Origin of the sequence: Pseudoxanthomonas sp. Soil82 (assembly GCF_040446535.1) — a bacterium.
GTDB classification, from domain to species: domain Bacteria; phylum Pseudomonadota; class Gammaproteobacteria; order Xanthomonadales; family Xanthomonadaceae; genus Pseudoxanthomonas; species Pseudoxanthomonas kaohsiungensis.
Genome location: NZ_JBEAAK010000001.1, coordinates 1,012,567 through 1,030,855, shown reverse-complemented (window position 1 = coordinate 1,030,855; position 18,289 = coordinate 1,012,567). Strand labels below are relative to the sequence as shown.

Sequence of the window (18,289 nt, the reverse complement as noted above, 5' to 3'; positions counted from 1 at the left end):
TACCGCCACGCAGGTCCGCCATCCTCACTTGACCCCGTGCATGAGCCGGTTGACCAGCGGCGCCAGCAGGAACAGCAGCACGCCCGAGCCCAGCAGCGCCCAGAAGCCGAAGGTGTAGCCGGCATGCGCCGAGGCCACGGTCATGCCGCCCTCGCCGCTGACGCTGGAGGCGAAGATGCCCGAGAGGTTGTTGCCGATGGCGATCGACAGGAACCAGCCGCCCATCGCCAGGCCGGTCAGGCGCACCGGCGCCAGCTTGGTGGTCATCGACAGGCCGATCGGCGACAGGCACAGCTCGCCCACCGACTGGATCACGTAGACCATGAACAGGGTCCAGAACGGGATCTTCAGCGACTGCGGGTCGACCAGGCTGGACAGGGCGAACATCAGCAGCAGGAACGCCAGGCCGTTGAAGATCAGGCCCAGGCCGAACTTGCGCGGGATCGAGGGGTTCTTCGAGCCCATCTTCACCCAGATCCAGGCCATGAGCGGCGCCAGGGTGATGATCGCGATCGAGTTCACCGACTGGAACCAGCCGACCGGGAACTCCCAGCCCCACAGGTCGCGGTTCACGATGTTCTGGGCGAGGAAGTTGAACGAGCTGCCGGCCTGCTCGAAGAACATCCAGAACAGCACGTTGAAGCCGAAGATGATCAGCATGGCGATCACCATGTCGCGCTGCACCGCACCCTCGCGCATGCCCTCCACCAGCAGCATCAGCGCCGGCGCCACGAACAGCGCGATCAGGATCCAGTTCAGGACCCCGGCATCGATGGTCAGCAGGAAGTAGAACCCGGGCACCGCCAGCATCGCGCCGAGCACCACCAGCAGCAGCCGGCCGGTGCCGGCCATCGCGCCGGTAGCCGCGCCGATGCCCTTGAGCTGGCCGCGGCCGAACCAGAACCACACCAGGCTCAGCACCATGCCGATGCCCGAGGCGATGAACACGACCTTGTACGACGGCATCTCCGGCGTGCCGAACACCTTGTCGGCGAGCAGGCCGGTCAGGATCGGGGCGATGAACGCGCCCAGGTTGATGCCCATGTAGAAGATGGTGAAGCCCGAGTCGCGGCGGCCGTCGCCGGTGGCGTAGAGCTTGCCGACCACGGTGGAGATGATCGGCTTGAACATGCCGTTGCCGACGATCACCGTGGCCAGGCCGAGCTTGAGCATCGCCTCGCTGGGCAGGGTGATCAGGAACAGGCCGGCGGCCATGAACGCCGCGCCGACCAGGATCGATCGCTGGTAGCCGATCAGCTTGTCGGCGACGTAGCCGCCGAAGATCGCCGCGGCGTAGACCAGCGCCAGGTAGGCACCGTAGAGCATGCTCGCCGGCGCCTCGCCGGCACTGTCGCCGCCGTGGAACTGGGCGACGATGTACAGGGCCAGGGCCCAGCGCATGCCGTAGAAGGCGAAGCGCTCCCAGAACTCGGTCATGAACAGCATCCACAGCGGACGCGGATGGCCCATGACCTGGGCGAACTCGGGCAGGGTGGGCGGCGGCGCGGGCGGGGCCGCGACCTTGGGCTCGACGACGTCGGCGCTCATGAAGATCCTTGCGTACTGATGGGATACAAAGGGGCGTCGCCCCCGGAGTGGGCCGAGAATCACCGACGACGGCGCCGGGCGTCAATGCGAGTGCGCCGCGCACCCCGCCCCCGCAAGCCGGTTTTTTCCTTGCATGGCGGCCACTTGCGTCCGCAACGAACGGCCGCCTCTGGGTCTCCGGCCGGCCCATGGGCGGGCGGGCCAGCCCCGGGCGGGCCCCTGCGGGGCGCGATCGGATGCCCGGCTCAGCCCGGACCGATGCTGGTCCGCACCTCGAACAGCTCGGGGAAGAAGGTCAGCTCCAGCGCGTCCTTGAGGAAGCCCACGCCGCTGGATCCGCCGGTGCCGCGCTTGAAGCCGATGATCCGCATGACCGTGCGCATGTGCCGGAAGCGCCAGAGCTGGAACTGGGTCTCCAGGTCGACCAGGTCCTCGCACAGGGAGTACTCGCGCCAGTAGCGGTCGGTGTCCTCGTAGATCCGCTCGAACACCGGCCGCAGCACCGGGTCGGAGACGTGGGCGGTGGTCCAGTCGCGGTCCGGCGCCAGGTATTCGCCCGGGATCGGGTGGCCGAAGCGGGCCAGGTAGCGCAGGAATTCCTCGTACAGGCTGGGCAGCTCCAGCTCGGCGCGCAGCACCGCCTGGCCGTCCGGATCGTGGGCGAACACCTTGACCATGCCGGCGTTCTTGTTGCCCAGCAGGAATTCCACCGCCCGGTACTGCAGCGACTGGAAGCCCGACGAGGGCCCCAGCAGGTGGCGGAAGCCCATGTACTCGGACGGCGTCAGGGTCTCCAGCACCGACCACTGTTCGGTCAGCTGGCGCAGCACCTGCTTGCTGCGCGCCAGCACCTTGCGGCACTGCCAGACCTGGTCGGCCTTGAGGAATTCGCGCGCGGCATGCAGTTCGTGCATCAGCAGCTTCAGCCACAGCTCCGAGACCTGGTGCTGGACGATGAACAGCATCTCGTCGTGGTGCGGCGGGTCGGACAGCGGCTGCTGCGCCGAGAGCAGGCGCTCCAGGTGCAGGTAACCGGCATAGGTCATCCGCCCCTGCAGGTCGGTGTGGATGCCCGGTTCGAGCGGACGCTGGTTCTTGTCGAGGGTCATCGGCAGGTGGCGGGGACACGGGGGGCCGCAAGGGTAACCCAGCGTGGCCGGGGGGCGTCTGGCCACCGCTGTCATGCGTCCGCCCCTGGCTGAACGACCCGGCGCAAGTATGTGGAAAACAAGCGTTGTTGCGCTGCACGGCGGGTTTTCTCCGGGCATTCCGTACCATATGCAACTTTCCTGCACCGCATTCGGGCCCACGCCCGCACACGCAATGACCCAAGCCGCAAGCTTCCAGATCGACTACCTGCAATACCTGGGCGCGGACGGGCGACCGGTCCGCGAGTTCCCCGCCGCGCTGCGCGATCCGGCCACGCTGGTGCCGCTGTTCAAGCAGATGCTGTTCGTGCGCGCCTTCGACACCAAGGCGATCGCCCTGCAGCGCACCGGCAAGCTCGGCACCTACGCGCCCTGCCTGGGCCACGAGGCCACCCACGTCGGCATCGGCGCGGCGATGGCCGAGGGCGACGTCTACGCGCCCAGCTACCGCGAGTACGGCGTGCTGTTCATGCGCGGCGTGCGCCCGCGCGAGGTGTTGCTGTACTGGGGCGGCGACGAGCGCGGCAACGACTTCCAGGAAGGCGGCGCGCGCCACGATTTCCCGTTCTGCGTGCCGATCTCGACCCAGTGCCTGCACGCGGCCGGCGCGGCGCTGGCGTTCAAGCTGCGCGGCGAGCCGCACATGGCGGTCGCCACCTGCGGCGACGGCGGCACCTCCAAGACCGATTTCTACGCCGCGCTGAACTCGGCCGGCGCCTACGAGCTGCCGCTGGTGCTGGGCGTGGTCAACAACGGCTGGGCGATCTCGGTGCCGCGTTCGGCGCAAACCGGCGCGCAGACCCTGGCGCAGAAGGGCATCGCCGGCGGCCTGTTCTGCCTGCAGGTGGACGGCAACGACCTGGTCGCCGTGCTCGAGGCGATGCGCATCGCCAGCGAACGCGCGCGCAGCGGCCAGGGCGGCAGCGTGATCGAGTTCATGACCTACCGCCTGTCCGACCACACCACCGCCGACGACGCGCGCCGCTACCGCGACGACGCCGAGGTCAAGGCTGCGTGGGAACGCGAGCCGATGACCCGCCTGCGGACCTGGCTGACCGCGCAGGGCGCGTGGAGCGAGGCCGAGGAAGCGGCCTGGAAGCAGGAATGCGACCGCCTGGTGAACATCGAGGTCGACGCGTACCTGGCCACGCCGGTACAGCCGGTGGAGGCGATGTTCGACTACCTTTACGCCGATCCGCCGCCGGAGCTGCTGGCCCAGCGCGCGGCCGCGGTGGCCCTGGAGCAGCGCCATGGATGACATCCGTTCGCCCTCGCGCGACGCCCACAACGCCGCCCACGGCGATGCCGCCGCATCGAACGACGCCATCCGCGGAGGACAGCCGATGACCGCGACCCCGACCGCCGCTCCGATCACCCTCATCGAAGCGATCACCCAGGCCCTGGCCTGGGAGCTGGAACACGATCCGTCGGTGCTGGTCCTGGGCGAGGACGTGGGCGTGAACGGCGGCGTGTTCCGCGCCACCGCCGGCCTGCAGCAGACCTTCGGCGCGCAGCGCGTGCTGGACACCCCGCTGGACGAGACCACCATCGCCGGCCTGTCGGTCGGCCTGGCCGCGCAGGGCATGAAGCCGGTGGCCGAGGCGCAGTTCGACGGCTTCGTCTACCCGATGGTCGACCACCTGATCTGCCATGCCGCGCGCCTGCGCAACCGCACCCGCGGCCGCATGCACTGCCCGATGGTGCTGCGCGTGCCGTGGGGCGGCGGGATCCGCGCGCCCGAGCACCACAGCGAGGCCAACGAGGCGATCTTCACCAACGTGCCGGGCCTGCGCGTGGTCATGCCATCCTCGCCGCAGCGCGCCTACGGCCTGCTGCTGGCCGCGATCCGCGACCCGGATCCGGTGATCTACATGGAGCCCAAGCGGCTCTACCGCCAGTACAAGGAACTGGTCGCCAACGACGGCGAAGCCCTGCCGCTGGACGTGTGCTTCGTCCTGCGCGAAGGCACCGACGTGACCCTGGTCGCGTGGGGCGCGCAGGTGAAGGAGGCGCTGGAGGCGGCCGACGCGCTGGCGAAGGACGGCATCAGCGCCGAGGTGGTGGACGTGGCCACCCTGCGCCCGCTGGACTTCGACACCATCGCCGAATCGGTCTCGCGCACCGGCCGCTGCGTGATCGTGCAGGAAGCCCCGCGCACCGCCGGTTTCGGCGCCGAGATCGCCGCGCGCCTGGCCGAGCAGTCGATGTACGACCTGCTCGCGCCGGTCGAGCGCGTCACCGGCTGGGATACGCACATCCCGCTGTTCCGCCTGGAGATGAAGTACCTGCCCAGCGTGGAGCGTATCGTGGCCGCTGCCCGGCGCGCGGTGGCGCACGGCTGAATCGCGGCGCCGCGCGCGATGCCGCGGCGCCGCTCGCCCGACTTTCCGGCGTGGCCCGCGGCCGCGCCCGCTATGACCTGCCAGGAACAACCGCATGAGCCAGAGCAAGACCTTCCACCTGCCCGACCTGGGCGAGGGGCTCCCGGACGCCACCATCGTCGAGTGGTACGTCAAGGAGGGCGATGTCGCCCGCCTGGATGAGCCGCTGGTGTCAATGGAAACGGCCAAGGCCGTGGTCGAGGTGCCCTCGCCGGTCTCGGGCAAGGTGCTCAAGCTCGCCGGTGCGGCCGGCGACGTGATCGCCACCGGCGCGATGCTGGCGGTGTTCGAGCCCGACCCGAACCTGCCGCAGCGCGCCGAAGGCCAGGACACCGGCCACCACCACGGCGCTGGCCACGCCGCGCCGGCCAAGGCCGCGGCCAGCGACGACGGCGGCGAACTGCCGACGCAGCCGGCGCCGTCCGAGGCGCGCGGCGGCGACGCCGGCACCGTGGTCGGCGCGATGCAGTCCTCCGATGCCGTGCACAGCGAGACGGCGATCTCCGTCGGGGGCGTGAAGGCGATGCCGGCGGTGCGCGCGCTGGCGAAGAAGCTCGGCGTCGACCTGGCGCGCGTGCGCGCCACCGGCGCCGACGGCACCGTCAGCCTGGCCGACGTGAAGAACGCGGCCGCCTCGCCCTCCAGCCTGCTTCCCGCCGCTCCCGGCGGCACGGGCCCGGCAGCGGCCGCTGCACAGTCCCCGGCCGCGGCGGCGTCGCGCGGCGTCAGCCGCGGCGAAGAGCCGCAGCGCACCCCGATGTCCGCCGCCGGCAAGCCGATGCGCACCCGCCCGCCGGGCGCGGAGACCGCTGCCGCCAGCGGCCAGCCCGAGCAGCTCAAGGGCGTGCGCCGCAACATGGCCCGGGTCATGGCCGATGCGCACAGCAAGGTGGTACCGACCACGCTGGTCGACGATGCCGACCTGCACGGCTGGATCGGCAAGCAGGACATCACCGCGCGCCTGGTCCGCGCGATCACGGTCGCCTGCAAGACGGTGCCCGCGCTCAACGCCTGGTTCGATGGCGACGCGCTGGCGGTGACGCGCCACCCGCACGTGGACGTGGGCATCGCGGTGGACACCGACGACGGCCTGTTCGTGCCGGCCCTGCGCAACGCCGACATGCTCGATGCACGCGGCATCCGCGAGGGCATCAACCGCCTGCGCCTGCAGGTGGAGGAACGCTCCATCGCCGCCAGCGAGCTGTCGGGCTACACCATCTCGCTGTCCAACTTCGGCATGTTCGCCGGCCGCTACGCCACGCCGGTCGTGGTCCCGCCGTGCGTGGCGATCGTCGGTGCCGGCAAGCTCAGCCACGACGTGGTGGCGGTGATCGGCGGCATCGAGGTCCACCGCCGCCTGCCGATCTCCCTGACCTTCGACCACCGCGCCGCCACCGGCGGCGAGGCCGCGCGCTTCCTCAAGGCGCTGCTCGACGACATGGCGCTGCCGCAGTAAGCAAGGCCGGAGGCGCCATGGAGCGCCCTTCCGTAGGAGCCCATCCTCATGGGCGACACGGGCGTCGGTAGTACGAGTGAGTCGCCCGTGCCGACGACGTCGGGTCGCCCATGAGGACGGGCTCCTACAAGGAGGCCGCCGCCGTCACATGCGTTGCGACGGTGGCGGCGTACCGTTGGAATCCCCTTTCGACGGAGCAGCGCCATGCCACACCACAGTCGCCTGAGCACCCTGGTCCTCGACTGCAAGGTCGACGACCTCGCCGCATCGACCGAGTTCTGGAGCCAGGCCCTGGGCAAGCCGGTCGCCAGCCCGGACCAGGACGGCGACGGCAGGTACGCCGAACTGGAAACCGCCGAGGACGAGCCGATCATCCTGCTGCAGAAGGTCGGGCACGATGCGCGGGTGCACCTGGACATCGAGACCGACGACGTCGAGGCCGAAGCCGAACGGCTGGTCGCGCTGGGGGCGAAGAAGATCGCCTTCATCAAGCGCTGGTGGGTGATGGAAGCACCCAGCGGCCATCGCTTCTGCGTGGTGCGGCAGCAGCGCAAGCCGTTCGGGCCGCACGCCAACCGCTGGGAGTGACGACGCGCGGCGGATCCACCCTGCCGCCGCGGTTGTTGTAGGAGCCCATCTTCATGGGCGACCCGAGATCGTCGGCACAGGCGACCTCCTCGTCACCCCGACACCCGTGTCGCCCATGAGGATGGGCTCCTACAGCCGCGAACGCTCCAGCCAGGTTTCCAGGCCCTGGGCGTTGAGCTCGATGTCCATCGCCAGCAGCTGCAACACCGCTGCGTCGTCCAGGGCGACGCCATGCGCGCGGGCGCGCTCGAGGTAGTACTCCGACAGCGCGGCCACCAGCGCGCGGTGGCGATCCGGCTGCCCATCGCAGGCCTGCGCCAGCGAGACCATCGCATCGATCTGCTCGTGCATCTCCGCGGCCAGCCGGGCCACCTCCCCGACGCGACCGTAGTGGGTCAGGTACAGGGCCTGCGGCGACTGCGCCATCATCCGCTCGATCGACGCCTGCATCGCCTCGGGCTCGAACTGCACCGGCGAGGACGTGGGCAGGATGAAGGCACCGTGCGCGCCGTCCAGTTCGCGGTACGAAAGGCCGAAGGTGTCGCCGGTGAACCAGCTGCGGCTGCGCGCGTCCCACACGCACTGGTGGTGGCGCGCGTGGCCGGGCGTGTCGATGCAACGTAGCGCCCTGCCCGCCAGGCCGACCTCGTGGCCATCGGCGGCCACCACCACCCGCCCGGACGGCACCGGCACCAGCTCGCCGTAATGCCGGGCGAATTCGGCTTCGCCGTACACGGCGGTCGCCCCGGCGACCAGTCGCGCCGGATCGACCATGTGCGGCGCCGCGCGCGGATGCGCGACCAGCCGCGCGTTCGGCAGGTGCCGCATCAGGGTGCCGGCGCCGCCGGCGTGGTCGAGGTGGACGTGGGTCAGGATCAGCCAGTCGACGTCGGCGGGCGCGAGGCCGGCCTGCGCCAGCGCCGCCAGCAGAACCGGCACGCTGTGGTTGGTGCCGCAATCGATGAACGCGCCCCGCCCCGCCTCCACCACCAGGTACGCCGCGTCGAAGCCGGGCCGCACGTAGCCGGTGTCGATGGTGTGGATGCCGTGTTCGGGCATGTCGGCCTCCTTGCTGGCTGTCTTCCGTGGCGCGGGACCATCCTAGTCAGGGCAGGCCGTGCCTGCGATCCGGCTTTGGTCGTAGACCGGACGCCCCCATTTGTAGGAGCCGATTCATCGGCGACACGGGCATCGGGGTGACGAAGATGTCGCCTGCGCCGGCGGCGTCGGGTCGCCGATGAACCGGCTCCTACATGGGCCCTTGGCGCCACGCATCCATCAACCGCATGCGCAGGGGAATCGCCAGCGCCAGCACCGCCAGGAACGCGCCGTAGGCGTACAGCACCGCGAGCACCTGGCGCCAGATCGGCCCGCTGCGTGCGTCGGCCACGCCTTCGCTGTAGCCCCAGAGCATGCCGGCGATGCTCAAAACCAGCGCCAGCATCAGCACCGCGGTGTCGAATACGCGCCGCGCCAGCGGCCGAGGCGTGCGCGGGTACACCCAGTACAGGACGCCCAGCAACGCGAACCAGGGCAGGAACAGCAGCAGGGACAGCCAGGCCATCAGCGTCGCGCCCTCACGCCTCGGCCTCCGCCAGCTGCCGCAGCGCATCGAGTACCTCGTCCACGCCGGCCAGGCCCTCGCCGAGCGTGCCGATCCTCTCGCCCAGCAGGCCGACCGCGCGCAGCTCCATCTCGTGCAGCGCGTTCAGGCCCTCGCGCCTGAGCCGGGCGATCACCTCGCCGGCTTCGCGCGGCGACTGGTGGCCATCGCCCTGCAGCAGCAGGCGCCCGTCTGCATCCACCAGCTTGAAATGGAAGCGGCCGTCGGCTTCGCGGTACTGCTTGATCTGCGGAAGCCTGGCGGCGGCCGCCTTCTTCGCACGGGTACCGGCTGCAGCCGCCCGGAACGGGCCCAGGCCGACGGCGCGCTGCAGGCCGTCGAGCAGCGGCACCGTGATGTCGCGCGCCTTGCGTGCGCCTTCCTGCAGGATTTCCTCCAGCTGCGCCGGCCTGGCGATCAACTGCGCGTACTGCTCGCGCATCGGCGCCACCGACTCGTCGACCAGCGCGAACAGCCGCTGCTTGGCGTCGCCCCAGCCGATGCCATCGGCGAAGGCATGGCGCATCTCTTCGGCCTGCGCCGGCGTGGCAAAGGCCTGGTAAAGCTGGAACAGGGCCGAGCCCTCGGTGTCCTTGGCTTCGCCGGGCGCGCGCGAGTCGGTCACGATCGACATCACCAGCTTCTTCAGTTCGGCCGGCGGCGCGAACAGCGGGATCGTGTTGTCGTAGCTCTTGGACATCTTGCGCCCGTCCAGGCCGGGCAGCGTGGCCACGTTCTCGTCGATCTGCACCTCCGGCAGCACCAGCGGCTCGCCGGTGTTGCCCGTGGCCTGGCGCCAGGCCTCGCCGTAGAGGTGGTTGAAGCGTTGGCCGATATCGCGCGCCATCTCGATGTGCTGGATCTGGTCGCGACCCACCGGCACCTTGTGCGCGCCGAAGGCCAGGATGTCGGCGGCCATCAGCACCGGGTACATGTACAGGCCGGCGTTGACGCCCGCGTCGGGGTCTTCGCCGGCGGCGACGTTCTTGTCCACCGCCGCCTTGTATGCGTGCGCGCGGTTGAGCAGGCCCTTGGCCGCCACGCAGGTCAGCAGCCAGGTGAGCTGGGGGATCTCGACGATGTCCGACTGCCGGTAGAAGGTCACCTTCCGCGGATCCAGGCCGCAGGCCAGCCAGGTCGCGGCGATCTCCTGGCGCGAGCGGGCGACGCGTTGCGGATCGTCGGCCTTGATCAGCGCGTGGTAGTCGGCCAGGAAGAAGAAGCTCTCCACCCCGGGCGCGCGACTGGCGACGATCGCCGGCCGGATGGCGCCGGCGTAGTTGCCCAGGTGCGGGGTACCGGTGGTGGTGATGCCGGTGAGGACTCGGACGGTCATGGCGGATGCGCGGTTGAGACCGGTCGATTCTACCTTGGACGGCCGTCGGGTCCGGCGACAAACGAAGAAAACCCCATTGCCGCCCGTGGCGCGTTCATCGCAGGCAACCTCCCAGCGGCCACTGCCATGACCACCCCGAGCAACGCGATCGCGACCGCATTGGCGTCTTTCGCACGGTTTCTCCTGCTGGCGCTGGCGATGACCGCGCCGGCACACGCCCACCGGCCCGACCCCTCGCCGGCGCTGGTGGAACTGGAAATCGTCGACCGCGGCAGCGGCCGGCGCCTGCAGTCCTGGCACCACCAGGGCCAGGCGTGGGTGGCCGGCGAGCCTGGCCGGCCCTACGCGATCGGCCTGCGCAACCTCACCGGCAGCCGCGTACTGGTGGTGCTGTCGGTCGACGGGCTCAACGCCATCGACGGGCGCTCGGCAGCCTTCGGCCAGGCCGGTTACGTGCTTGGCCCCTGGCAGGCGCTGGAGGTCACCGGCTGGCGCAAGTCGCTCGGCACCGTGGCCCGGTTCGTGTTCGACGACCCGGCGCGCAGCTACGCCGCGAGGACCGGCCGTCCGGCGAACATCGGCGTGATCGGCGTGGCCGTGTTCCGCGAGCATGCGCCCACCTATCTGCCTCCCCCGATCGCCATCGGCAGCGCCCGCGAAGCGCATGACAGCGAACCATCGAACGGCCGTCAGGCCAGGGCGATCCAGCGGACGACCGATGGCGTCCACGGCCCGCATCGCGACGGCGTGCATTCCGAGGCCCGTGCCATCGCATCGGGCGCGCCAGCCCCGGGCCTGGGCACCGGCCATGGCGCCGTGGAGGGATCGCGGGCCTATTACACCGGCTTCGAGCGCGAAGCCGTGCCATCACAGGTCAGCGAGGTGCGCTACGACACACGGGCCGGGCTGCTCGCGCGCGGCGTGCGCATGCCGACCCTGCATCGACCGGGCAGGCACCGGCCGCCCCTGGACGAGCCACGTCCATTCCCTGGCGAGTTCGTCCCCGATCCGCGCTGAGCGCGGCGGAACCACGCCCGCCTTTCCCTTTCGAGGGAGAAGCAAAACCGGCTTGCACGACCGCGCTGGCGGCGCAGGCGGGCAACGCTCCGGTCCGCTCGACTTCGCACCCGTCGACCGGGAGCGACGAGCCATAGACACGGAAAAGGGCGGCTTGCGCCGCCCTTTCCCCTGTCGAGGCAGTCGCCCCGTCAGTGGCGGTAACGCTCGTCCAGGCTGCTCTCGAACTCGCGCACTTCCTTCTCGGCGCGATCCTTCTCCCAGCCATAACGCTCCTGCAGTTTGCCGGCAAGGTACTTGGCGTTGCCTTCGGCCACATCGAAATCGTCATTGGTCAGGTCGCCCCACTTGGCCTGCATCTGACCCTTGAGCTGCTTCCAGTTGCCACCGATGATGTCGCGATTCATGTGATGCTCCTGCTTGTGCGTGTCGGGGGACGGCCACTTCGCTTCGTTGCTCGGTTGACCGTGGCGCCAGTGTCCCGCGTACGCCGTTGGGCGCCGATCCATCCCGCGTCAATGCGAAGTTATCCGGCTGAACCGCTCATCACCGCCGCACGCTTGCATCGCCGCGAAAAGAAAAGGGCCGGATGGCCGGCCCTTTCCCGCGACGCGATGCGGATCGGCGATCAGCACTTGCCGTCCTTGCAGTCCTGCGCCTTGTCGTCGATCTTGTCGCCGGCCGCTTCGATGTCCTTGCCGGCGCCGGAAACGGTGTTGCACGCCGACAGCATGGATACGGAGAACAGGCTCAGCAGGGTCAGGGCGATGATGCGCTTCATTTCGGGCTCCTCGTGACGGTTCGACCGCAACCTGTGCGGGTTGGCGGCCAATCTGGAGGGGGCACCGTGGAACCGGCGTGAATGCGTGCCGGGGATGTTCAGTCGCGCATCAGCGTGGATTTGCCGAACAGGCTCTCGACCAGGTCCACGGCCAGCTCGGCGGTGATGTTGTGGTCGTCCAGCACCGGGTTGAGCTCGACGATGTCCAGCGAGCCCATCCGTCCGGTGTCGGCGATCATCTCCATCACCAGCTGCGCCTCGCGGTAGTTGGGGCCGCCGGGGACGGTGGTACCCACGCCCGGCGCGATCCCCGGATCGAGGAAGTCGACATCGAAGCTGACGTGCAGGTGGGTGTCGGCGTCCACCCCGTCGAGCGCCTGCGCCATCACCCGCTTCATCCCGACCTCGTCGATGTAGCGCATGTCGTAGATGTCCAGGCGGTGCTGCTTGACCAGCCGCTTCTCCTCCGGATCCACCGAGCGGATGCCGATCTGGCGGATCTGGCCCGGCTGCAACGCCGGCGCCTCCCCACCCAGGCGGGTGAGCGCCTCCGGCCCGAGGCCGCACAGGCACGCCACCGGCATGCCGTGGACGTTGCCCGACGGCGTGACGTCGCTGGTGTTGAAGTCGGCGTGCGCGTCCAGCCACAGCACGCGCAGCTTCTTGCCGGTCTCGCGGCAGTGGCGCGCCACGGCGGTGATCGAGCCGATCGCCAGGCAATGGTCGCCACCGAGCATCACCGGCATCCGGCCTGCGCGCAGCTCGCGCAGGCTGGCTTCCATCAGCGCGCCGTTCCAGGCCACGACCTGGTCCAGGTGCCGGTAGCCGGCCTCGGGCGGCAGCCAGGGATTGGCCGGGCCGGCCAGGTTGCCGCAGTCGCGCACGTCGATGCCGCGCCCGGCCAAGGCCTCGGCCAGGCCAGCGATGCGCAGGGCCTCGGGCCCCAGCGAGGCGCCGCGATGGCCGGCGCCGATGTCGGTCGGCACGCCGATGAAGGAAACAGGGGGATAGCTGCGGGGCATGGATCGTCTGCAGGTGGATTGCGGACGTCCATTCTAGGCAAGGGCGCGGACGCTGGCCCGCCGCAACGCAGCGACGAGCGGCTCGCGCAGATGCCTTCGCGCCCCGACCGGACGCGATGTGGTGCCGCCTATCCGGATCGAACGGATGACCTACCGCTTACAAGGCGGTTGCTCTACCAGCTGAGCTAAGGCGGCGTCGTGGCGCGTCGGATTCTAGCGCAGCGTGCCGCCAGGCAGCGTCGCGCAGTCGCGCTCCTGCGCGGCGGGGAACGTTGCGCGCACGGCATCGGCATCGGCGCTGGCACCGTCCAGCCACCAGCGCGACGGTCCAGCCGCGCCCTGCGCGCGCAGCTGCGCCGGGAACCCGGCCGCGCGCAAGGCCGCGACGCGGCGCTCGGCGGTCTCGCGCCCGCGATAGGCACCCAGGGCGATGCCGTTGGCATCCTCACCCTGGTTGAGCAGCAGGAAGTCCTGGAAGCCTGCGGCCGCGATGCGATCGGCGGTCGCCTGCGCCTCGGCGCGACTGGCGGCCGGCGGCAGCAGCACGCGATAGCCGCTCGCCGCGCCGGGTTCCTCGCGGATCTCCGCCTCGCGCAGCAGCGTGCCCAGCCCCGCCTGCGCGACCTCGGCCGCGCCCCGGTCGGGGAACGGCCCCACGCTCAGGCAGGTGGCGGGCGCGGGGCCGGCAGCCTGCGGCCCGACGTCTCCGTTGCCGCTGGCGGTCGCAGGCGAGGTCGTCGCCGCCTGCGCCGGCAGCAGGACCAGCGCGACGCCGCCCTTGTCCGACGCTGGCAGCGGCCGCGGCGCGGGCGACGGCCGCGTCAGCCACCAGGCGGCGACACCGAGGTTGAGGGCGACCAGGACGACGATCAGGGCACGGACTCGCATGGACGGCGATTCTAGCGGGACGACAGCGGCGCCGGCCCATCGGCTTCGTCCGGCGCGTGCAGCTGCGCCCATGCCGCCAGGCCCTCCAGGACCAGGGCCACGCGCAGCTGTGCCGCCGGCATCAGCGGCAGCAACGCCTCCGCCCCGCCACCGTGGAGCAGCAGCGCCGGCTCGCGGCCGAGCCGTTCGCGCGCGTGCCGCAGGGAGCGCTCGACCAGCGCGACCGCCGCGCCATCGCAGCCGGATGCCAGCGCATCCTCGGTATCGTCGGCGAACTCGCGGTAGTGACCCCCGGAGGCAGCCAACTGCACCGCACGCTGTTGCAGCGCCTGGCGCATCAGCGTCGGCGAGGCCGCGATCCGCCCCCCGTGGTGGATGCCATCGGCGTCGAGCAGGTCGATCGTCAGCGCGGTGCCGACACCGGCGACGAGCACGTCGCCACCGCCCGCACGCGCGGCGAGCAGGGCGAGGAAGCGGTCCACGCCCATCCGCTGCGGTTGCGGATAAGCCACGCGCAGGCCGCCGCATTCGGCCAGGGTGCGGGCGACCTGCACCTCCTCGAAGCGTTCGCGCAGCAGCGCCATCACCCGCGTGGTCAACGCCGTTGCGGCCACGCTCGCGACCCAGGCGCGGCGACCGCGGGGCAGCGGGACCTGGCCGGCATCGTCGCCGCTGGCCATCGCCTCGGCGCCGTGCGGCCAGGCCAGCACCTCGCCGATGCCACCGTCCGGCCGCCTGCGCGCGGCCTTGAAGCGCGAGTTCCCCAGGTCGAACAACCAGTCGCTCATCGCGGCCTCACGCTCACTTCGCCCGCATGGAAAATCCGGTCGCCCTCGCCGGTGCGCACGCGCAGGCCGCCGTCGACGGCCAGGCCGATGGCCTGGCCGTCGACCACCTCGCGCCCCGCGAGCACGCGTACCGGGCGCCCGGCGAGTACGTCCAGCGCTTCGTAGCGAGGCAGGAACGGCGCCAGCCCGTCGCGATCGAACGCATCGAGCGCCGGCAGCAGCCGCTGCAACACCGCCGCCGCGACGGTATTGCGCGAGGGTGGTCGGCCGTCGGGCGCGAGCCCGGCCAGGTCGGTCCAGGGCTGGTCGATCGCGGCGGCGACGGCCGCCGGCAGGCGCACGTTGATCCCGATTCCGACTACCGCCTGCACCGGGCCGGCGTACTCGCCTCCGCCCTCGACCAGCAGGCCGGCGAGCTTGCGATCGCCCGCCACCAGGTCATTGGGCCACTTCAGGCCGACCGATCCGAAGCCCAGCGCGCGCAGCGCCTCGGCCACCGCGACGCCGGCCACCAGGCTGAGTCCGCCTAGGCGGGCCAGTCCGCCCTCGAATCCGCGCCGCACCGACAGGCAGACCTGGCCGGCCAGCGGCGTATTCCAGGCCCGCCCCAGGCGTCCGCGCCCGGCGGTCTGGCGCTCGGCCAGCAGCACCAGCGTGCCGGCCGGCGGCGGGCGGCGCAGCAGTTCGCTGTTGGTCGAATCCAGGCTCCAGGCCAGTTCGAGCGAATCGCGGCCGGCCACCAGCGCGCCGGCCAGCGACGCCTGCAACCCGGCCAGGTCGAGCAGGTCCGGCGGATGCGCCAGGACGTAACCCTGCCCGGGGCGGGCCTCGATCTCGACGCCCGCCGACCGCAACGCCTCGATCCGCTTCCACACCGCTGCGCGGGTCACCCCGGCCTCGCGCGCCAGCGCGTCGCCGGACACCGCACCGGTCCCGAGCCTGACCAGCAATTGGCGATCGTCCACGCAGACTCCCCGGCCGGGCGGCCACTTCCGACCGGCGATTATCACCCCTGGCGCCACGCCCCAGGCACATGCCGGGCGGCGCCGGCCGCGCTATAGTCGGGCCCTCCGCCCGGTCGATGGATCCGCCGATGCGCCGCCTGCTCCCGTTCCTGTTGCTGCTCGCCGCCCCGGCGATGTGCTGGGCGGCGCCTGCCGAGTCCGAGCCGGCACCGAAGAACGGCGCCTGCGTGTACGCACGCCCCGCAACGACGGTGGCGGTGGCCGAGGGCGATGCACCGCAGGCCCGCCCGGCCACGCCGCCCGCGGCCAGGAGCACGCCGAAGCCGGCCGCGACCGGCGGTGGCGGCGGCGATGGCGAAAGCGCGGTCCCGCGCGTGCGCGGCAATCGCTGGCACAGTTTCCTGCCGGGCATGTTCCGCTGATAGCCACGCTGTTGCGCTGGCTGCGGCCGCGCCCCGGATCCCTCGACGACACCCTCTGGCACGCGGCCTGCGCGCGCCTGCCGTGGGTGGCCGCGCTCGAACCGGAACGCCGCGAGCGCCTGCGCGCGCTTGCCGCCCGCTTCCTGCACGAGAAGACCATCACCCCGCTGGCAGGCCTGCAGCTGGACGACGGCGAGCGGGTGCTGCTGGCCGCGCTGTGCTGCCTGCCGCTGCTGGAGTTCGGCGCTGCCGGCCTGCGCGGCTGGTCGCAATTGCTGGTGTACCCGGACGCCTTCCGGGTGCGCCGCAGCCATGTCGATGCGGCCGGCGTGCTGCACGAATGGGACGACGACCTGGCCGGGGAGGCCTGGGACCACGGCCCGCTGATCCTGTCATGGGCCGACGTGCAGGCCGACCTGGAAGACCCGGCGGCCGGCTACTGCGTGGCCGTCCACGAGATGGCGCACAAGCTGGACGTGCTCGACGGCGAACTCGACGGCACCCCGCCCCTGCCGGCCCGCTGGCATCGCGAATGGGCCCGCGACTTCCAGCGCGCCTACGAGGCGTTCTGCGCACAGGTGGACGCCGGCCGCGAGACCGCCATCGATCCCTACGCGGCGGAGGCACCCGAGGAGTTCTTCGCGGTCGCCACCGAGTACCACTTCTCCGCCCCGTCACTGCTGGCCGAAGCGATGCCGGAGGTGGCCGCGCACCTGGCGCGCTTCTACGGCCCGCCCCCGGCCCTGTAGGAGCCGATTCATCGGCGACGCGAAGGCGTCCGGGGCCCAGCGTTCAACGTCGCCCCATCGATGCCCTCGTGTCGCCCATGAGGATGGGCTCCTACAGGAACACTGTCGCGCGGCCGCGTGCGCCATGCGTGGGCGGCACGGGAATCACAATCCCGGCGGCAGGGTCACCTCGAAGCGGGCGCCACCCAGTTCGGGCGAGCGGCTGACCTGCAGCTCGCCGCGGTAGTCGCGGACCAGGTCCTGCACGATCGCCAGGCCGATGCCGTGTCCCTGCACGCGTTCGTCGCCGCGCACGCCTCGCTGCAACACCTTGGCCACGTCTTCCGGCGCGATGCCGGGGCCGTCGTCGTCCACCGCCAGTTGCAGGCCGGCGCGGCGGTTGGGCGCGCCCGGGGCCGGGCGCGCGGTCAGCAGCACGCGGTGGCGCGCCCACTTGAAGCCGTTCTCGAGCAGGTTGCCCAGCAGCTCCTGCAGGTCGCCGGCCTCGCCGTAGAACTGCACCCCGGGCGCCACGTCGAATTCGCACAGCACGTTCTTGGCCGCGTACACCTTCTCCAGGCCGCGCACGATCTCCTCGGCGGTGGACTCGATCGGCACCGGCGCCGAGAACAGCTTGTGGCCGCCCGAGGCCGCGCGCGCGAGCTGGTAGGAGACCAGGTCGTTCATGCGCTTGAGCTGGACGTCGAGCTCTTGTCGGAGCACGTCCTCGCGCAGGCCGGCCTCGCGCGGCCCCTTGCCCTCGCCGGCATCCAGCTGGGTGCGCAGCACCGCCAGCGGCGTCTTCAGGCTGTGGGCCAGGTCGGCCAGGGTGTTGCGCTGGCGGTCCAGGTTTTCGCGTTCGCTGTCGATCAGTGCGTTGATGCTCTCGGTCAGCGGCTCCAGCTCGCGCGGGTGGCGCTCGCTCATGCGCTGCAGCTGGCCGCGCTGGACACGTACCAGCTCGGCGATCACGCGCTGCAGCGGGCGCAGGCTCCAGTTGAGGATCACCACCTGCAGCAGCAGCAGGATCAGGCCGGCGCCGCCGAGGTAGACCCACAGCGCGGCGCGGAACACCCGCACCTGCGCCGCCAGCGTCTGCGCGTCCTCCATCACGAAGATCGAGTACGGGAACTCGTTGTCGGGCCCGCGCTCGGCCCAGACCAGGCCGATGCCATAGCGGTAGACCTCGCCCTCGCTGCCATCGACCTGGGTCATCGCCAGTGGCCCGTCGAAGCGCTCCTGGCGCGGTTCCAGCTGGCCGGCTACCTCCGGCAGCAGCGGCCCTTCGGCCGACAGCGAGGCCCAGTGCGCGTTGGGCATGACCACTTCGGCGTACAGGCCGCTGCCGGGGCGGTGGAAGCGCGGGTCGGGGCCCAGCTCCGGCGTGTACAGGGATCCGTCGCGGCCGAAGTCGATGTTGTCCGCGTACGCCATCGCGTAGCTCTTCAGGCGCTGGCGCAGGTTGGCCTCCGCCGTCTCGGCGAAGGCGCGGTCCAGGGCGAAGCCGGCCAGCATCAGGAACGCGACCAGGCTGATGCTGGCCGCGGTGAGCTGTCGTGCCTTGAGCGAGCGCGGCCGCCACGGCCGGAACCCCAGTCGGCTGCGCTGCACGGAGTCT

At 71.2% G+C, this 18,289-nt stretch carries 19 protein-coding genes and 1 tRNA gene; 7 read left to right on the top strand and 13 right to left on the bottom strand.

Translation table 11 applies throughout. From position 1 onward, the window contains the following. Window positions 1–24: 24 nt before the first annotated feature. Together ABKA19_RS04640 and ABKA19_RS04635 are read right to left on the bottom strand one after the other, a co-directional pair. Complete coding sequence (locus ABKA19_RS04640; RefSeq protein ID WP_353687868.1) at window positions 25–1,548, bottom strand: peptide MFS transporter; 1,524 nt, start codon at window positions 1,546–1,548, stop codon at window positions 25–27. A gap of 245 nt (window positions 1,549–1,793) precedes the next feature. After that, window positions 1,794–2,657, bottom strand: a complete 864-nt coding sequence (locus ABKA19_RS04635; RefSeq protein WP_353687867.1) for a tryptophan 2,3-dioxygenase — start codon at window positions 2,655–2,657, stop codon at window positions 1,794–1,796. A gap of 214 nt (window positions 2,658–2,871) precedes the next feature. Here ABKA19_RS04635 and pdhA point away from each other — a divergent pair, with 214 nt between their 5' ends. The 4 genes from pdhA to ABKA19_RS04615 all read left to right on the top strand — a co-directional run bounded on the left by pdhA (window position 2,872) and on the right by ABKA19_RS04615 (window position 7,121). Then, a complete protein-coding gene (pdhA, locus tag ABKA19_RS04630; RefSeq protein WP_353687866.1) occupies window positions 2,872–3,954 on the top strand; it encodes a pyruvate dehydrogenase (acetyl-transferring) E1 component subunit alpha in 1,083 nt (360 codons plus the stop codon). Next, entirely contained in the window at window positions 3,947–5,038 is a 1,092-nt protein-coding gene (locus ABKA19_RS04625; protein ID WP_162376347.1) for an alpha-ketoacid dehydrogenase subunit beta, read from the top strand. The genes pdhA and ABKA19_RS04625 overlap by 8 nt, the downstream gene beginning before the upstream one ends. Before the next feature lie 94 nt (window positions 5,039–5,132). Then, window positions 5,133–6,533, top strand: coding sequence for a dihydrolipoamide acetyltransferase family protein (locus ABKA19_RS04620; RefSeq protein ID WP_353687865.1), 1,401 nt, complete (start codon window positions 5,133–5,135; stop codon window positions 6,531–6,533). 204 nt (window positions 6,534–6,737) lie between these two features. Further along, window positions 6,738–7,121 carry a VOC family protein gene (locus ABKA19_RS04615; protein ID WP_353687864.1) on the top strand — a complete coding sequence of 128 codons (384 nt, stop codon included), beginning with the start codon at window positions 6,738–6,740 and terminating at the stop codon, window positions 7,119–7,121. A gap of 129 nt (window positions 7,122–7,250) precedes the next feature. Here the strand turns inward: ABKA19_RS04615 and ABKA19_RS04610 are convergent, their stop codons facing one another. The 3 genes from ABKA19_RS04610 to ABKA19_RS04600 all read right to left on the bottom strand — a co-directional run bounded on the left by ABKA19_RS04610 (window position 7,251) and on the right by ABKA19_RS04600 (window position 10,060). Beyond that, window positions 7,251–8,180 carry an MBL fold metallo-hydrolase gene (locus ABKA19_RS04610; RefSeq protein WP_353687863.1) on the bottom strand — a complete coding sequence of 310 codons (930 nt, stop codon included), beginning with the start codon at window positions 8,178–8,180 and terminating at the stop codon, window positions 7,251–7,253. A 190-nt stretch (window positions 8,181–8,370) separates the two neighbouring features. Beyond that, window positions 8,371–8,685, bottom strand: coding sequence for a hypothetical protein (locus ABKA19_RS04605; protein ID WP_353687862.1), 315 nt, complete (start codon window positions 8,683–8,685; stop codon window positions 8,371–8,373). Window positions 8,686–8,698: 13 nt separating this feature from the next. Beyond that, window positions 8,699–10,060 carry a tryptophan--tRNA ligase gene (locus ABKA19_RS04600; protein WP_353687861.1) on the bottom strand — a complete coding sequence of 454 codons (1,362 nt, stop codon included), beginning with the start codon at window positions 10,058–10,060 and terminating at the stop codon, window positions 8,699–8,701. A gap of 126 nt (window positions 10,061–10,186) precedes the next feature. Here ABKA19_RS04600 and ABKA19_RS04595 point away from each other — a divergent pair, with 126 nt between their 5' ends. Next, window positions 10,187–11,077 carry a hypothetical protein gene (locus ABKA19_RS04595; RefSeq protein WP_353687860.1) on the top strand — a complete coding sequence of 297 codons (891 nt, stop codon included), beginning with the start codon at window positions 10,187–10,189 and terminating at the stop codon, window positions 11,075–11,077. Window positions 11,078–11,268: 191 nt separating this feature from the next. Here ABKA19_RS04595 and ABKA19_RS04590 read toward each other — a convergent pair whose 3' ends face one another. The 7 genes from ABKA19_RS04590 to birA all read right to left on the bottom strand — a co-directional run bounded on the left by ABKA19_RS04590 (window position 11,269) and on the right by birA (window position 15,521). After that, complete coding sequence (locus ABKA19_RS04590) at window positions 11,269–11,484, bottom strand: CsbD family protein (protein ID WP_162376354.1); 216 nt, start codon at window positions 11,482–11,484, stop codon at window positions 11,269–11,271. A 221-nt stretch (window positions 11,485–11,705) separates the two neighbouring features. Continuing rightward, on the bottom strand, window positions 11,706–11,858 hold the full coding sequence (locus ABKA19_RS04585) for an entericidin A/B family lipoprotein (protein ID WP_162408484.1): 153 nt from the start codon (window positions 11,856–11,858) through the stop codon (window positions 11,706–11,708). A 98-nt stretch (window positions 11,859–11,956) separates the two neighbouring features. Further along, window positions 11,957–12,880, bottom strand: coding sequence for an arginase (gene rocF / locus ABKA19_RS04580; RefSeq protein ID WP_162376356.1), 924 nt, complete (start codon window positions 12,878–12,880; stop codon window positions 11,957–11,959). Window positions 12,881–12,999: 119 nt separating this feature from the next. Next, window positions 13,000–13,075: transfer RNA gene (locus ABKA19_RS04575), tRNA-Thr, on the bottom strand. Window positions 13,076–13,093: 18 nt separating this feature from the next. Then, window positions 13,094–13,768: an SPOR domain-containing protein gene (locus tag ABKA19_RS04570; RefSeq protein ID WP_353687859.1), complete on the bottom strand. Its 675-nt coding sequence runs from the start codon at window positions 13,766–13,768 to the stop codon at window positions 13,094–13,096. Between the two features lie 11 nt (window positions 13,769–13,779). Further along, a complete protein-coding gene (locus tag ABKA19_RS04565) occupies window positions 13,780–14,556 on the bottom strand; it encodes a type III pantothenate kinase (protein ID WP_353687858.1) in 777 nt (258 codons plus the stop codon). After that, a complete protein-coding gene (gene birA, locus ABKA19_RS04560; RefSeq protein WP_353687857.1) occupies window positions 14,553–15,521 on the bottom strand; it encodes a bifunctional biotin--[acetyl-CoA-carboxylase] ligase/biotin operon repressor BirA in 969 nt (322 codons plus the stop codon). The genes ABKA19_RS04565 and birA overlap by 4 nt, the downstream gene beginning before the upstream one ends. Window positions 15,522–15,649: 128 nt before the next feature. Here birA and ABKA19_RS04555 point away from each other — a divergent pair, with 128 nt between their 5' ends. Together ABKA19_RS04555 and ABKA19_RS04550 are read left to right on the top strand one after the other, a co-directional pair. Then, window positions 15,650–15,943: a hypothetical protein gene (locus ABKA19_RS04555; protein ID WP_353687856.1), complete on the top strand. Its 294-nt coding sequence runs from the start codon at window positions 15,650–15,652 to the stop codon at window positions 15,941–15,943. Beyond that, window positions 15,910–16,692, top strand: a complete 783-nt coding sequence (locus ABKA19_RS04550; protein WP_353688050.1) for a M90 family metallopeptidase — start codon at window positions 15,910–15,912, stop codon at window positions 16,690–16,692. The genes ABKA19_RS04555 and ABKA19_RS04550 overlap by 34 nt, the downstream gene beginning before the upstream one ends. Window positions 16,693–16,836: 144 nt before the next feature. On the opposite strand, the gene ABKA19_RS04545 is transcribed toward ABKA19_RS04550, so the two are convergent. Beyond that, on the bottom strand, window positions 16,837–18,282 hold the full coding sequence (locus tag ABKA19_RS04545) for an ATP-binding protein (protein WP_353687855.1): 1,446 nt from the start codon (window positions 18,280–18,282) through the stop codon (window positions 16,837–16,839). Window positions 18,283–18,289 lie beyond the last annotated feature (7 nt).

Excerpts from the sequence above, each read along its gene's own strand:
- rocF (WP_162376356.1), bottom strand. The coding sequence starts at position 12,880 with ATGCCCCGCAGCTATCCCCCTGTTTCCTTCATCGGCGTGCCGACCGAC.
- ABKA19_RS04590 (WP_162376354.1), bottom strand. The coding sequence starts at position 11,484 with ATGAATCGCGACATCATCGGTGGCAACTGGAAGCAGCTCAAGGGTCAG.
- ABKA19_RS04605 (WP_353687862.1), bottom strand. The coding sequence starts at position 8,685 with ATGGCCTGGCTGTCCCTGCTGCTGTTCCTGCCCTGGTTCGCGTTGCTG.
- ABKA19_RS04570 (WP_353687859.1), bottom strand. The coding sequence starts at position 13,768 with ATGCGAGTCCGTGCCCTGATCGTCGTCCTGGTCGCCCTCAACCTCGGT.
- ABKA19_RS04635 (WP_353687867.1), bottom strand. The coding sequence starts at position 2,657 with ATGACCCTCGACAAGAACCAGCGTCCGCTCGAACCGGGCATCCACACC.
- ABKA19_RS04640 (WP_353687868.1), bottom strand. The coding sequence starts at position 1,548 with ATGAGCGCCGACGTCGTCGAGCCCAAGGTCGCGGCCCCGCCCGCGCCG.
- ABKA19_RS04585 (WP_162408484.1), bottom strand. The coding sequence starts at position 11,858 with ATGAAGCGCATCATCGCCCTGACCCTGCTGAGCCTGTTCTCCGTATCC.
- pdhA (WP_353687866.1), top strand. The coding sequence starts at position 2,872 with ATGACCCAAGCCGCAAGCTTCCAGATCGACTACCTGCAATACCTGGGC.
- ABKA19_RS04625 (WP_162376347.1), top strand. The coding sequence starts at position 3,947 with ATGGATGACATCCGTTCGCCCTCGCGCGACGCCCACAACGCCGCCCAC.
- ABKA19_RS04555 (WP_353687856.1), top strand. The coding sequence starts at position 15,650 with ATGCGCCGCCTGCTCCCGTTCCTGTTGCTGCTCGCCGCCCCGGCGATG.
- ABKA19_RS04595 (WP_353687860.1), top strand. The coding sequence starts at position 10,187 with ATGACCACCCCGAGCAACGCGATCGCGACCGCATTGGCGTCTTTCGCA.
- ABKA19_RS04600 (WP_353687861.1), bottom strand. The coding sequence starts at position 10,060 with ATGACCGTCCGAGTCCTCACCGGCATCACCACCACCGGTACCCCGCAC.
- ABKA19_RS04610 (WP_353687863.1), bottom strand. The coding sequence starts at position 8,180 with ATGCCCGAACACGGCATCCACACCATCGACACCGGCTACGTGCGGCCC.
- ABKA19_RS04620 (WP_353687865.1), top strand. The coding sequence starts at position 5,133 with ATGAGCCAGAGCAAGACCTTCCACCTGCCCGACCTGGGCGAGGGGCTC.
- ABKA19_RS04615 (WP_353687864.1), top strand. The coding sequence starts at position 6,738 with ATGCCACACCACAGTCGCCTGAGCACCCTGGTCCTCGACTGCAAGGTC.
- ABKA19_RS04565 (WP_353687858.1), bottom strand. The coding sequence starts at position 14,556 with ATGAGCGACTGGTTGTTCGACCTGGGGAACTCGCGCTTCAAGGCCGCG.